The organism is Agrobacterium sp. DE0009, from assembly GCF_007680755.1.
GTDB lineage: Bacteria > Pseudomonadota > Alphaproteobacteria > Rhizobiales > Rhizobiaceae > Agrobacterium > Agrobacterium tumefaciens_B.
Genome location: NZ_VEIU01000003.1, coordinates 478,290 through 492,363 on the forward strand (window position 1 = coordinate 478,290; position 14,074 = coordinate 492,363).

11 protein-coding genes are annotated in these 14,074 nt (G+C 59.9%); 9 read left to right on the forward strand and 2 right to left on the reverse strand.

The features are described from left to right. Positions 1 to 541: 541 nt before the first annotated feature. The 7 genes from FS804_RS15025 to recN all read left to right on the forward strand — a co-directional run bounded on the left by FS804_RS15025 (position 542) and on the right by recN (position 9,587). Entirely contained in the window at positions 542 to 1,468 is a 927-nt protein-coding gene (locus FS804_RS15025; RefSeq protein WP_063950571.1) for a D-alanine--D-alanine ligase, read from the forward strand. Beyond that, positions 1,456 to 2,388: a cell division protein FtsQ/DivIB gene (locus tag FS804_RS15030; RefSeq protein WP_186376814.1), complete on the forward strand. Its 933-nt coding sequence runs from the start codon at positions 1,456 to 1,458 to the stop codon at positions 2,386 to 2,388. Before FS804_RS15025 ends, FS804_RS15030 begins: the two co-directional genes overlap by 13 nt. After that, entirely contained in the window at positions 2,385 to 3,716 is a 1,332-nt protein-coding gene (gene ftsA / locus FS804_RS15035) for a cell division protein FtsA (protein ID WP_063950569.1), read from the forward strand. Before FS804_RS15030 ends, ftsA begins: the two co-directional genes overlap by 4 nt. Before the next feature lie 91 nt (positions 3,717 to 3,807). After that, on the forward strand, positions 3,808 to 5,565 hold the full coding sequence (gene ftsZ, locus FS804_RS15040) for a cell division protein FtsZ (protein ID WP_144577366.1): 1,758 nt from the start codon (positions 3,808 to 3,810) through the stop codon (positions 5,563 to 5,565). A gap of 273 nt (positions 5,566 to 5,838) precedes the next feature. Next, positions 5,839 to 6,798: a UDP-3-O-acyl-N-acetylglucosamine deacetylase gene (lpxC, locus tag FS804_RS15045; RefSeq protein ID WP_144577368.1), complete on the forward strand. Its 960-nt coding sequence runs from the start codon at positions 5,839 to 5,841 to the stop codon at positions 6,796 to 6,798. A 233-nt stretch (positions 6,799 to 7,031) separates the two neighbouring features. Beyond that, entirely contained in the window at positions 7,032 to 7,898 is an 867-nt protein-coding gene (locus FS804_RS15050) for an outer membrane protein assembly factor BamD (RefSeq protein WP_063950566.1), read from the forward strand. 15 nt (positions 7,899 to 7,913) lie between these two features. Next, complete coding sequence (recN, locus tag FS804_RS15055) at positions 7,914 to 9,587, forward strand: DNA repair protein RecN (protein WP_144577369.1); 1,674 nt, start codon at positions 7,914 to 7,916, stop codon at positions 9,585 to 9,587. On the opposite strand, the gene FS804_RS15060 is transcribed toward recN, so the two are convergent. Next, positions 9,584 to 10,198, reverse strand: a complete 615-nt coding sequence (locus FS804_RS15060; protein WP_144577371.1) for a LysE family translocator — start codon at positions 10,196 to 10,198, stop codon at positions 9,584 to 9,586. The genes recN and FS804_RS15060 overlap by 4 nt on opposite strands. A gap of 132 nt (positions 10,199 to 10,330) precedes the next feature. Here FS804_RS15060 and ligA point away from each other — a divergent pair, with 132 nt between their 5' ends. Both ligA and FS804_RS15070 read left to right on the forward strand, forming a co-directional pair. Further along, the gene (gene ligA, locus FS804_RS15065; protein WP_144577373.1) at positions 10,331 to 12,505 is read left to right on the forward strand and encodes an NAD-dependent DNA ligase LigA; all 2,175 of its coding nucleotides are present in this window, start codon (positions 10,331 to 10,333) and stop codon (positions 12,503 to 12,505) included. A 62-nt stretch (positions 12,506 to 12,567) separates the two neighbouring features. After that, positions 12,568 to 13,470, forward strand: a complete 903-nt coding sequence (locus tag FS804_RS15070) for an aminoglycoside phosphotransferase family protein (protein WP_144577375.1) — start codon at positions 12,568 to 12,570, stop codon at positions 13,468 to 13,470. Here the strand turns inward: FS804_RS15070 and FS804_RS15075 are convergent. After that, positions 13,467 to 14,000 (reverse strand): GNAT family N-acetyltransferase, encoded by a 534-nt coding sequence (locus tag FS804_RS15075; protein WP_144577376.1) that lies wholly within the window; start codon positions 13,998 to 14,000, stop codon positions 13,467 to 13,469. The genes FS804_RS15070 and FS804_RS15075 overlap by 4 nt on opposite strands. Positions 14,001 to 14,074 lie beyond the last annotated feature (74 nt).

A 14,074-nucleotide genomic window follows, 5' to 3' on the forward strand; every position in this document is an offset into this window, starting at 1 on the left:
GTATTGGTTCCATTGTGGAGGATTGCAATGTCATGCCTAACAAGGCGCTGAGTGGGTTAACGCAATTTTCGTTCCCATGGAATGCAAAAAAAGAAATATTGCAAATAATGTGATTGATCAGGCGGTGGGCATGCTGCCGCCCGACGGTGGTCGTTCAGCGATTGAGAGACTGATTCAGGCAGTGGATTTAACGCGCTGAAACGCCAGATAATTTTCTCTGGGGAATAATGCTTCCTGTTAACGTTTCGGCCTTGCCATCGTCTCGCATGGACAGGGGTCATGGCCGCGATTTATTTCCGATCATTGAAAACCCGCATGTTGCAATCCTCGCAACTCTCTGATTCCAAGGAGGGAATCCGGATCAGTGCTGATTCTTTAATGGAACTTGGCATGTTGGGCGCGGCGGTTAACGAAAGTAAACGATTCATTAACCTTAATGGCGTTTAACTGATCTCAAGGATCATGTGCCAGAATCACCGTCGTTCCAAATCGGTCGGTTCGCAGCATGGTTCGTAACGGAGAGTTGGTGTCAGAGGGTTCGATGGGCGGCAAACACGTAGCTGTTCTTATGGGTGGATTTTCGTCGGAGCGGCCGGTCAGCCTGTCGTCGGGCAATGCTTGCGCGCAGGCTCTGGAAGACGAGGGCTACAAAGTCACCCGTGTCGATGTGGGGCGCGATATCGCTGCCGTGCTCGACGAGCTGCGCCCGGATGTCGCTTTTAATGCGCTGCATGGGCCCTTCGGCGAAGACGGCACCATTCAGGGTATCCTCGAATATCTCGCCATTCCCTATACCCATTCCGGCGTCTTGGCTTCCGCCCTTGCCATGGACAAGGCGCAGGCCAAGAAGGTGGCTGCCGCCGCCGGCGTTCCTGTCGCTGCCGAACGCGTCATGAACCGATTCGATTTCACCAGCGAACATCCCCTTGCGCCACCTTATGTGGTGAAGCCGGTGCGTGAAGGCTCGAGCTTCGGCGTCGTGATCGTCAAGGAAGATCAGTCGCATCCGCCGCAAATTCTCACGTCCTCTGAATGGAAATACGGCGACCATGTCATGGTCGAGCGGTATATCCATGGCCGCGAATTGACCTGCGGCGTGCTCGATGGCGAGGCGCTGGGTGTCACCGAGGTGGTGCCGCTTGGTCATAATTTTTACGATTACGATGCAAAATACGCCGCCGGTGGCTCGAAACATGTCATTCCGGCGGAAATTTCACCGAAAATTTACCAAAAGATTCAATCATTGGCGGTTATGGCGCATCGGGCGATCGGGTGCCGTGGCGTAAGCCGTTCAGACTTTCGTTACGACGACCGTTTCTCAGAAGATGGCGAAGTTATCTGGCTTGAAGTGAACACCCAGCCGGGCATGACGCCGACCTCCCTGGTGCCGGAAATGGCGGCCCATGCTGGCCGCTCCTTTGGTAACCTTGTCAGCTGGATGGTGGAGGACGCTTCGTGTTTGCGATGATCGGCAAAAAGTCGACGGCAAAAAAGCGCGAGCAATTCGCGGCGGCGCCCAGCGCCGACGACCGCATGGTATTGCCGCGTCCGCTGCGTCGCGTCGTGCGCTTCGGCGTCAGCCTTGCGACCGGACGCATCCACATTCCCGCCCATACCGGCACGATTGCGGCCGTCGTCTTTTATGCGGCGACTGGCCTTTACGGCATGTCGCTTGGCGGCCACACCAACATCGTGACACAGGCGACCACGTCTGCCGCCGGTTTTGCGGTTGAAGACGTCAAGGTCTCCGGCAACCTCCAGACGTCGGAAATCGACGTTTTCCAGCTTCTCGGCCTTGATGGCAGCACCTCGCTGATTGCGCTCGATATCGATGCCGCGCGCCGCAAGCTCGTGCAGCTTCCCTGGGTCGAAGACGTCGATATCCGCAAGGTTTACCCGAAGACCATCGAGGTCCGCCTGAAAGAGCGTCAGGCTTTCGGCATCTGGCAGCACGGTTCGGAACTGTCGCTCATCGAAAAAAGCGGCAGCGTGATTGCGCCGCTGCGTGACAATAAGTTCGCTTCCCTGCCGCTGTTCGTCGGGCGCGATGCGGAAACAGGTGCAGCCGGTTTCGTCGATCAACTGGCGGACTGGCCGGAAATCCGCAACCGGGTTCGCGCCTATGTGCGCATCGCCGGCCGCCGCTGGGACCTGCATCTCGACAACGGCATCGTCGTGAAGCTGCCGGAAGAAAATCTGCCGAAGGCGCTGCAACTGCTCGCGCGGCTCGATCTGGAAGAGAAGGTGCTGTCGCGTGATGTCGCTGCGGTGGACCTGCGCCTTTCGGATCGCACGACCATTCAATTGACCGAAGGCGCTGCCGAGCGCCGTCAGGCTGCTGTCGATGCGCGCACCAAGGCTCTCAAGAAAGCGGAGAAGAACACATGAGCTTTTTCGGTTCTTCCCATTTCGGCCTGCCCCGGCTGAAGCCGCTGTCTTCCAAGCGCAGCCACATCGTTTCGGTGCTGGACATCGGCTCGACCAAGGTCGTTTGCATGATCGGCCGGCTGACGCCGCGTCAGGAAAGCGAAATTCTGCCCGGCCGCACCCACAAGGTGGAAATCATCGGCATCGGCCACCAGCGTTCGCGCGGCGTGAAGTCAGGCGTGATCGCCGACCTTGATGCGCTGGAAGGTGTCATTCGTCTTGCGGTCGACGCGGCCGAGCGCATGGCGGGGCTTACCGTCGACAGCCTGATCGTCAATGTTTCGGCTGGAAGGCTTGCCAGCGATATCTATACGGCGAGCATCGATCTCGGCGGGCAGGAAGTGGAAGCGAGCGATCTGCGCAAGGTTCTGGTGGCGGCAAGCCAGCAGTCCATGCGCCAGGACCGGGCCATCCTGCATTCGCTGCCGACGGGCTACTCTCTGGATGGTGAGCGCGGTATCCGCGATCCGCTCTCCATGTATGGCGACCTTCTCGGCGTCGACATGCATGTGGTGACCGTCGAACGCACGGCGTTGAAGAACCTCGAGCTTTGCGTCAACCGCGCGCATCTGTCGGTCGAAGGCATGGTGGCGACGCCCTATGCCAGCGGTCTCGCGGCGCTGGTGGACGACGAAGTCGAACTCGGCTGCGCCGCCATCGACATGGGCGGCGGCACGACGACGATCTCGGTTTTCGCCGAAGGCCGGCTCATCCATACGGATGCGATCGGCCTTGGCGGCCATCACGTTACGACAGATCTTGCACGAGGCCTCTCGACACGAATCGAAGATGCGGAGAGACTGAAGGTGGTGCATGGTTCGGCATTGCTGAATGGCGCGGATGAGCGCGACATGATTTCGATCCCGCCGATTGGCGAAGATGATCGCGATCAACCATCGCAAGTTTCAAGAGCATTGGTCACCCGCATCGTGCGGGCGCGTATCGAAGAGACGCTGGAATTGATCCGTGATCGTATCCAGAAGTCCGGCTTCAGCCCGATTGTCGGCAAGCGCGTCGTCCTGACCGGCGGCGCAAGCCAGCTGACGGGTCTGCCGGAAACGGCGCGGCGCATTCTTGCCCGCAACGTTCGTATCGGCCGCCCGATGGGTGTTGCCGGTCTTCCGGTCGCGGCAAAGGGGCCTGCCTTTTCGACGGCGTGCGGACTGATGATCTATCCGCAGGTAGCGGACATCGAAATTCATGCGGCGCAAGGCGGAATGTTCTCGCCGTTTGGCAATGGTAGCGGCCGGATAGCCCGGGTGGGGCAATGGCTGAAAGAGAGTTTTTGAGTAGCCTCGGGGCGCAAGCCGGAGGTTTCAGAGTTGAGTTTCAAGAATCGGCCAGCGGGGCGATGCGGCCAGAGAAAGAAGGAATGTTAAAATGACGATACAGCTGCAGAAGCCTGATATCACAGAGCTGAAGCCACGCATCACCGTTTTCGGTGTTGGCGGTGGCGGTGGTAACGCTGTCAACAACATGATCACGGCTGGCCTTCAGGGCGTCGACTTTGTCGTTGCCAACACGGATGCCCAGGCGCTGACCATGACCAAGGCAGATCGGGTCATTCAGCTCGGCGTCAACGTCACTGAAGGCCTCGGCGCCGGTTCCCAGCCGGAAGTCGGCCGCGCTGCCGCTGAAGAATGCATCGACGAGATCATCGATCACCTGAACGGCACCCACATGTGCTTCGTCACCGCCGGCATGGGCGGCGGCACCGGCACCGGTGCTGCTCCTGTCGTCGCACAGGCCGCCCGCAATAAGGGCATTCTGACGGTCGGCGTCGTTACCAAGCCTTTCCACTTCGAAGGCGGTCGCCGTATGCGTCTTGCCGAACAGGGCATCGAGGAACTGCAGAAGTCCGTCGATACGCTGATCGTCATTCCGAACCAGAACCTCTTCCGTATTGCCAATGACAAGACGACCTTTGCGGACGCCTTCGCCATGGCCGACCAGGTCCTCTATTCCGGCGTTGCCTGCATTACCGACCTGATGGTGAAGGAAGGTCTCATCAACCTCGACTTCGCCGACGTCCGTTCGGTCATGCGCGAAATGGGCCGCGCAATGATGGGCACCGGCGAGGCTTCCGGTCCGGGCCGCGCGATGCAGGCTGCGGAAGCGGCCATCGCCAACCCGCTGCTCGACGAAACCTCGATGAAGGGTGCGCAGGGTCTGCTGATCTCCATTACCGGCGGTCGCGACCTTACCCTGTTCGAAGTCGACGAAGCTGCGACCCGCATTCGCGAAGAAGTCGATCCGGATGCGAACATCATCCTCGGCGCAACCTTCGACGAAGCGCTTGAAGGCCTCATCCGCGTCTCCGTCGTTGCAACCGGCATCGATCGTGTTGCAGGCGTCGGCGAACAGAACGTTGCCGAAATGCGCGCCGCAGCCGCCGCTGCAAAGCCGCTTATCCGTCCTTCCGCGGCCGTTGCTCCCGCTCCGGCCGCAGTACAGCCTGCCGCAGTTTCGCAGGCACCGAAGGCCACAGACCCGATTGCCCAGACCATCCGTTCGGCTGAAGCCGAAATGGAACGTGAACTCGGTTTTGCCGCTCACCAGCAGCCGGCTCAGGACTTCCGTCCGCAGAGCAAGCTGTTTGCATCGTCTCCGGCTGAAGCACCGGCGGCACTGCGTCCGGCCCAGCCGGTTCAGCAGGCCGCTCCGGCTCCCGTTGCTCCGGCACCGGTCTATCACGCGCCGGAACAGCATGCCGCTCCGGCACCGCGCATGCAGCAGCCGCAGGCTCCCGTCTATCAGGAACCCGCGCCGGTTGCCCGCCAGCCTGAGCCGGTTCGCATGCCGAAGGTCGAGGACTTCCCCCCGGTCGTGAAGGCTGAGCTGGACCACCGCACCCATGCCGCTCCTGCTGCCCAGGAAGAGCGTGGCCCGATGGGTCTTCTGAAGCGCATCACCAACTCGCTTGGCCGGCGTGAAGAGGAAGAAGTTCCTTCCGACATGATGGACGCACCGAGCATGGCTCCGCAGCAGCGCCGCGCCCCGCTTTCGCCGGAAGCAAGCCTCTACGCCCCGCGTCGTGGCCAGCTTGACGATCACGGCCGCGCAACGCCTGCTTCCTCCAGCCATCACGATGATGACCAGCTGGAAATCCCGGCGTTCCTGCGTCGCCAGTCCAACTAAAGGCGATTCCATAAGCCTCTTGAAACGCTCGGATCTCACGATCCGGGCGTTTTGTTTATTTCACGTTATTAACACTAAATTAATCAGCGTTTTCAGCCGCTTGTGCATGTAACAATCCGAAACGAACAGTGATTTGTCGTGGCACGTACATGTGCGTATGTATGAGGATGGGTAAAGGAACAGACTGACTTCGCCGGTCGTTAAAACCCGGCTTGAAAACTTTGAACGGCGCTGACCCCAAGCGACGCTGTTTGCAAAACAAGGCATAGACGCATGACCATCGGACTGCTCGGATTTCAGACAACTATCGCACATGCTGTTCAGCTTAAAGGCATTGGCGTGCATTCCGGCAATCCGGTCTCGATGACGTTCCAGCCTGCAGAAGCTGGAACGGGCATTGTTTTCAATCGCCTTCATGACAATGGCAGCGTGACCGAACTGAAGGCCGTTTCCGCCAATGTCGGTAACACCGATCTTTGCACGGTGCTCGGCCGCTCGCTGATGCAGTCTGTCGCGACGATCGAACATGTCATGGCCGCCATCTACGCCATGGGCCTCGACAACCTCATCGTCGAGGTTGACGGCCCGGAAGTTCCGATCATGGACGGCAGCTCGGCACCTTTCATCGAGGCGATTGAATCCGTTGGCATCAAGAACCTCGGTGTGAAGCGTCGCTATATCAGGGTCATCAAACCTGTACGCATCGATTCGGGTGCTTCCTGGGCGGAATTCCGTCCCTATGACGGCACGCGCTTCGAGGTCGACATTGATTTCGATACGCCGCTCATCGGCAAGCAGTCGTGGAAGGGTGACCTGACGGCTGAGACGTTCAAGAACGAGTTGTCGCGTGCCCGCACCTTCGGCTTCATGCGCGACGTGGAGCGTCTGTGGGCCGCCGGTTATGCGCTTGGTTCCTCGCTTGAGAACTCGGTCGTCATCTCCGACGACAACAGCGTCATCAATATGGAAGGCCTGCGTTATGCCAAGGACGAATTCGTCCGCCACAAGACCCTGGATGCCGTGGGCGACCTGGCGCTTGCCGGCGCGCAGTTCATCGGCTGCTATCGTTCGTACCGCGGTGGCCACAAGGTCAACGCCAATGCGCTGAAGGCGCTGTTGAGCGACCGTACAGCTTACGAGATCGTCGAAGCCCCGGCTGCCCGCCATCAGATGGTTCGCGCGCGCGAATTTGTGGCGGTCAACATGCCCGAATTCGCACCCTGGTCTGCATAAGATTTTCTGCGGGCTATCAATTGACAGGAAAAGCCGCTCCTTTGGGGCGGCTTTTTCGTGAGGCTGGGCAGGAAGTTGCATATTATCGCCCGATATTCGTACGATTGCATGGGGCGATGCCATAAAAATGCGTTAATGCGTCATCATTGCGTTGCCCTGCGGATGCTTTTATGGCTAGAACGCCAATACAAAGCCGATGCTTATGTATTTGCGCGGGAAGTGGGAACTGTCGAATGAAGCATGTAGGGTCTGGTGCAATGAAGGGTACGATGCGGGGGATCGCCGTTTCGTTGATGTTGGTCGGCGCGAGCGTCGTCGTCACGGCCTGCCAGTCCGATCCGGATATCGACATCACCAAGCTCGGCGTGGAGACCGATCCGCCAGACGTTCTCTACAAGCAGGCGCTGGCGAACATGAACAAAGGCAATATGACGGAAGCCTCACGCAAGTTCGAGGCGATCGACAAGCAGTACCCGTTCACCGAATGGGGACAGAAGGCGCTTGTCATGCAGACTTTCATTGCCACGCGCACCAACAAGAACGACGTGGCCATCGCGTCCGGCAGCCGGTTCCTGCGCCAATATCCGCGCTCGAAGGACGCCGCCTACGTTCAGTACATGATCGGTCTTGCCTATTCGAAGCAGATTTCGGACGTGACGCAGGACCAGCGCGCCGCACAGCGCACTATCGAAGCGATGAACAAGGTCGTGACGGATTATCCCGATTCGGAATACGTGCCCGACGCACAGGCCAAGATCCGTTTCGCTCGCGACCAGCTTGCCGGCCGCGAAATGCAGGTCGGCCGTTATTACCTCGAGCGCAAGGAATATCTTGCTGCCGTGTCGCGCTTCCGCATCGTGGTCGAGCAATATCAAAACACCAACCAGATCGAGGAAGCGCTCGCGCGTCTCACCGAAGCCTATTATGCCATGGGTCTGGCGGACGAAGCCCAGACGGCTGCTGCCGTACTCGGTAACAACTATCCCGATAGCCAATGGTACGCTGACTCTTACAAGCTGCTGAAGGGTCAGGGTCTCGAGCCGCGTGAAAACAAGGGATCCTGGATTTCGCGGGCCGGCAAGAAGCTCATCGGCGCCTGAGACGGGGCATAGACCATGCTGGTCCAGCTCTCGATTCGCGATATCGTTCTCATCGAAAGGCTCGACCTCGGTTTCGAGGCGGGCCTTTCCGTGTTGACGGGCGAGACGGGTGCGGGCAAATCCATTCTGCTTGACAGTCTTTCCCTTGCCCTTGGCGGGCGCGGGGATGGCGGCCTCGTGCGTCACGGCGAAGACAAGGGGCAGGTGACGGCCACTTTCGAAGTTCCGAACGATCATCCGACCCGGCTTCTGCTGCGCGAGAACGGCCTCGATGACGACGGCGATCTGATTTTCCGTCGCGTTCAATCGGCTGACGGGCGCACCAAGGCTTATGTCAACGACCAGGCCGTAAGCGTGCAGATGATGCGGCAGCTCGGTCAGTTGCTGGTCGAAATCCATGGTCAGCACGACGACCGCGCCCTTGTCGATACCGACGCGCACCGCACCTTGCTGGATGCCTTTGCCGGGCTCAGCGATGAGGCGCGGACCGTTCAGGGCCTCTACCGGACCTGGAAAGATGCCGAGCGGGCCCTGAAGACCCACCGTGCCAAGGTGGAGGCGGCGGCGCGTGAGGCGGATTACCTGCGGTCCTCCGTCGAGGAACTGGAAACGCTTTCGCCGCGCGATGGCGAAGAGGATGAGCTGGCAGAACGTCGGGCCGTGATGCAGAAATCCGAACGTATTGCCGGTGATATCGCTGAGGCGAGCGAATTTCTGAATGGCAATGCTTCGCCCGTGCCTGTCATCGCCTCGATGATGCGGCGTCTGGAACGTAAGAGCCATGAGGCGCCCGGCCTTCTGGAAGATACCGTACAATTGCTGGATGCCGCGCTCGACAGCCTCTCCAACGCGCAGATGGAAGTGGAGGCGGCCCTGCGCCGCACCGAGTTCGATCCGCGTGAGCTGGAGCGGGTAGAGGAGCGGCTGTTTGCGCTGCGCGCCGCTGGACGCAAATACAACGTCGCCGTACCTGACCTTCCGGCTCTCGCCGAAAAAATGGTTGCCGATCTCGCCGACCTCGATGCCGGTGAAGAAAAGCTCGGCAAGCTCGAGGCCAATCTCGGTGTGGTCAAAGCTGATTTCGACCGGGCCGCCCACTCGCTTTCTGAAAAGCGCCGTCATGCCGCGGAGGCTCTTTCGAGCGCCGTGATGGCGGAACTCCCGGCGCTGAAACTGGAACGGGCGCGGTTTACGGTCGAGGTGACGTCCGATCCCGAACAGGCGACGGCTGACGGCATCGATACGGTGGAATTCCACGTCCAGACCAATCCGGGCACGCGCCCCGGCCCGATCATGAAGGTTGCCTCGGGCGGCGAACTGTCGCGCTTCCTTCTGGCGCTGAAAGTCGCGCTTGCCGACCGCGGCTCGGCACCCACGCTGGTCTTCGATGAAATCGACACCGGTGTCGGCGGAGCAGTGGCGGATGCCATCGGCCAGCGTCTGCGCCGCCTGTCCAAAACCGTACAGGTTCTCTCCGTGACCCATGCACCGCAGGTGGCGGCGCGGGCGGCGACCCATCTTCTCATTTCCAAGGGGCCCTCGGGCGACGGCAGTGAGCGCATTGCCACGCGCGTCGCAACCATGGAGCCGCAGCACCGCACCGAAGAAATTGCCCGCATGCTTGCCGGCGCGTCGGTAACGGATGAGGCGCGGGCTGCGGCTGCGCGCCTGCTGGCGGCCAAGGACTAACGGCTGACGGCTATTGCCACACCAGAGCCAATCATGACACCACCGGCGGTTCGGTTCACCCTGCGGACGATCCTCGGCTCGCGAAGCATTTGTCTTGCGCGCACCGCCAGCAACACGTGGCCGCCTATCACGACTGTTTCCACGACGATGATGACGGATGCGAGCGCCAGGAGGTGATTGACCGTCAATGACGTACCGACCACGTTCGGCAGGAGTGCTACGTAAAACAGCGGCATTTTGGGATTGCCGAGGTTAAGGGCGGTTCCCGTGGCGAAAATCGACAGCAGGCCACGTCTGTCCCTTACCGGCTGCAAATCGGGGACGACTGGCTCGGCTGTCCAGAGCTTATAGCCCATCCAGATCAGATAGGCAGCGCCGCCATAGCGCAACACCGCCATCACCGTCCCCATTTCGGCCGCGAGAATTGACAAGCCCAAGACTGCGAGTGTCAGGAAGATCAAGATGCCGGCAACGGTGCCAGCGCCATAGGCAATACCCGAGGCGGCACCGTGAGTGATTGTCCGGGCGACGATCGTCATATTGTCCGGTCCCGGACTGGCCGCAAAGACAAAGAAGGCCACTGCGAAGGCAAGAAGTGTGGTGACGTCCATTCGGGGGCTCCGGCAAGTGTTTCATCCGGATGCCCAGAATAGCGGATTCTCGTGCGATGAGAAGCGAGGATGGTTTTGCGTTCGGCAATAATTCGCTAAAAGCATTGCAGATTCATCTATGAGGCTTCTTCCATGTCGAAAGACCAGAAACCCGTCGAAACGCTGACCGAGCTTGAAGCCTCGTCCGAGCTTGCATTTCTGGCAGCGGAGCTTGCCCGCCATGATGCGCTTTATCACGGAAAGGATGCGCCGGAGATCTCGGACGCTGAGTATGATGCGCTGAAGCGGCGCAACGATGCGATAGAGGCGGCTTTTCCGGCGCTGGTGCGGGCTGACAGCCCGTCAAAAAAGGTGGGTTTCACCCCCCTCCCGACTTTTGCGCCCATCGTTCATGCGCGGCCGATGCTGTCCCTCGACAATACGTTTTCCGAGGAGGACGTGCGGGATTTCGTCAGCTCGGTCTATCGCTTCCTCGGTCATCTGCCTGACGATTCGATTGCCTTTACTGCCGAGCCAAAGATCGATGGGTTGTCCATGTCCATCCGCTACGAGAACGGCAGGCTGAAGACCGCCGCGACGCGTGGCGATGGCACGACGGGTGAGAACGTCACCGCGAATATCAAGACCATCAAGGAAATCCCGAACACGCTGCCATCGGGTGCGCCTGATGTGGTGGAGGTTCGCGGCGAGGTCTACATGGCCAAGAGCGACTTTCTGGCGCTCAACGCCCAGATGGAGGCCGAAGGCAAGCAGACTTACGTCAACCCGCGCAACACAGCCTCCGGCTCGCTCCGGCAGCTGGACCCCAATGTGACGGCGAAACGCAAGCTGCGGTTCTTTGCCTATGCGCTGGGTGAGGTCTCCAATGGCGGGCAGACGACGCGGCTCGCGGATACGCAATACGGCATTGTCGAGAAATTCCGGGAATGGGGATTCCCGGTCAATCCGTTGATGAAACGATTCACATCAGCCGAGCAATTGCTTGAGCATTATCATGAAATCGGCGTTGCCCGTCCTGATCTCGATTACGATATCGACGGCGTTGTTTACAAGGTCGATCGGCTCGATCTTCAGGAGCGTCTGGGTTTTCGCTCCCGCAGCCCGCGCTGGGCGACGGCGCACAAGTTTCCGGCCGAACAGGCTTTTACAACGGTGGAGAATATCGAAATCCAGGTGGGACGGACCGGTGCCCTGACGCCGGTGGCGCGTCTCACGCCGATCACAGTCGGCGGCGTCGTCGTGACAAACGCAACGCTGCACAATGCCGACTACATTGAAGGTATCGGCAATAATGGCGAGCGGATTCGCCCTGAGGATCACGATATCCGCATCGGCGACACAGTGATCGTCCAGCGCGCCGGCGACGTTATTCCGCAGGTGCTGGACGTGCTTCTGGACAAGCGCCCGGCTAATGCCGAAAAATATGCCTTTCCGCAAAAATGCCCGGTCTGCGGCAGCCATGCCGTGCGGGAGCGGAATGAGAAGACCGGCAAGCTCGATTCGGTCACGCGTTGCACGGGCGGCTTCGTCTGCCGGGCTCAGGCCGTGGAACATCTGAAGCATTTCGTTTCGCGCAATGCCTTTGATATCGAAGGCCTCGGTACCAAACAGATAGACTTCTTCTTCGAAAGCGATGATCCGGCACTTTCGATCAAGACGGCGCCTGACATTTTCACGCTGAAGACGCGGCAGGAGGCTTCACACCTCACCAAGCTTGAGAATATCGACGGTTTCGGCAAGGTGAGCGTTAAGAAGCTGTTCGACGCTATCGACGCGCGCCGCGAGATCGATCTCAACCGGTTGATTTTTGCCCTTGGCATCAGGCACGTCGGCGAGACGACGGCGAAGCTTCTGGCCCGTTCCTACGGTACCTACGAGCATTTCGAAGAGGGCATGAAGGCGGCGGCTGACCCGGCGAGCGATGCCTGGGCTGAACTCAACAGCATCGACGGCATCGGCGAGGTGGTGGCGCGCGCCATCGTGGAGTTCTACAAGGAGCCGCGCAATCTCGATGTCATCGACCGGCTGATGCGCGAGCTGCGGCCCAAGGAGGCCGAAAGGCCCTCGACGGAAGGTAGCCCGGTTGCCGGCAAGACGGTCGTGTTTACCGGTTCGCTGGAAAAATTCACCCGCGACGAGGCGAAGGCCCGCGCAGAAAGCCTTGGCGCAAAAGTGGCCGGATCGGTGTCGAAGAAGACGGATATTCTCGTGGCGGGGCCCGGCGCCGGTTCCAAGCTGGCCAAGGCAACCGAACTCGGCGTACAGACCATGGACGAGGATGAGTGGCTGGCGCTGATTGGCGGCTGACGCTGTCACGGCAATGTTGTCCTCTATCGGTAGAGCTTTGCGCCTGAGACGGAAAGCACAGGATGGATGACCGCATCGTCGTTACGGTAGAGCAGGTAAGGAGGCTGGTAGCGGGCCAGTTTCCGCAATGGGCTGCACTTGACGTGCGGCCTGTGGAGCTCAGCGGCTGGGATAATCGCAGCTTCCGCCTCGGTGACGAGATGCTGATCCGGATGCCGAGTGCCGCGCGCTATGGTGCGCAGGTGGAAAAGGAACATCGGTGGCTGCCGGAGCTTGGGCCGCACCTGCCTTTTCCGATCCCTGTGCCACTGGCGCTAGGGCGGCCGGGAGAGGGGTATCCTTTCAGCTGGTCCGTTTATCGATGGCTCGAAGGCGAGCCACTTGCGCAGCATCTGCAGCACGTCGATCTATCGCAGGTCGCGATCGACGTTGCGTCCTTTGTGAACGGCCTTCAGCAAATCGACGCCTCGCAGGGGCCGCCCGCTGGCGCGCATAATTTCCACCGCGGGGGATCATTGGCGGTCTATGACGACGAAGCGAAGGCTTCGGCGGCGCGGGTTGTTGACGAGATTGACCAGGCGCTCGCCATGGAGATATGGCAGCTTGCCCTTTCCAGCCGCTGGGAACGGCAGGGTGTGTGGGTGCACGGCGATATTGCCGAGGGCAATCTGCTGGTAAGGAACGGCCGCCTTTCGGCAGTTATCGATTTCGGCAGTTGCGGGGTTGGCGATCCTTCTGCCGATCTCATCCTTGCCTGGAACGTTCTCGACAGGGAAAGCCGGAGCGTCTTTCGCCGCGCGCTCGCATTGGATGAGGCGACATGGCAGCGTGGGCGGGGCTGGGCGATCTGGAAAGCGCTGATCGTCCTCGATGCGGAGCGCGGACGTAACGACAGGATGGCCGAATGGTCGCGGCGGACCATTCGGGAGGTGTTTGCCGATCACATTGAGAGCCGGAACGCCTAACGAAGGCGTGCCATGACGTGGGCATCGACGTATTTTCCGTCGCGATAGGCGTCGTTGCGCAAGGTGCCCTCGCGTTCAAAGCCGAATTTTTCGTAGAGCCTGATCGCTGGGAGGTTGTCGGTGAAGACGTTGAGCTCAATTCGCTTGATATCGTGCCAATTGTCGGCAGTGTCTATCAACGTTGCCATGAGATGCGACCCCAGTCTTTTGCCTGCAAAGTCGTCATGAACGCTGATGACGAGATCGGCAATGTGAGCCTGCCGCCCCGCCCGGCGATAAAGGCCGCCATTGGCGATGATCTTCCCACGCCATTCGCCAACGATGACGACATCGTTCGGACCACGATTTTCCATGGCCTTTCGGGTTTTCTCCACCGATTGGAACGGCTGACGAAGCGTGCCGTGGCGGACACCGGGCAGATTGAACATGTCTGTCAGCGCTTCGGCGTCATCCAGGCGCGCAGCGCGCAGAACAACATCGCTCAACTGAAATTCATCGTCTTGATTATCGGCAATTTTGGCGTTCTGCATGCCTGTCTCCGTGGCCTGGAAGGAGCAGGAATGCGAACCCTGCTCGTGTTGGCAGGGTGAAAGTCTATCGTCTT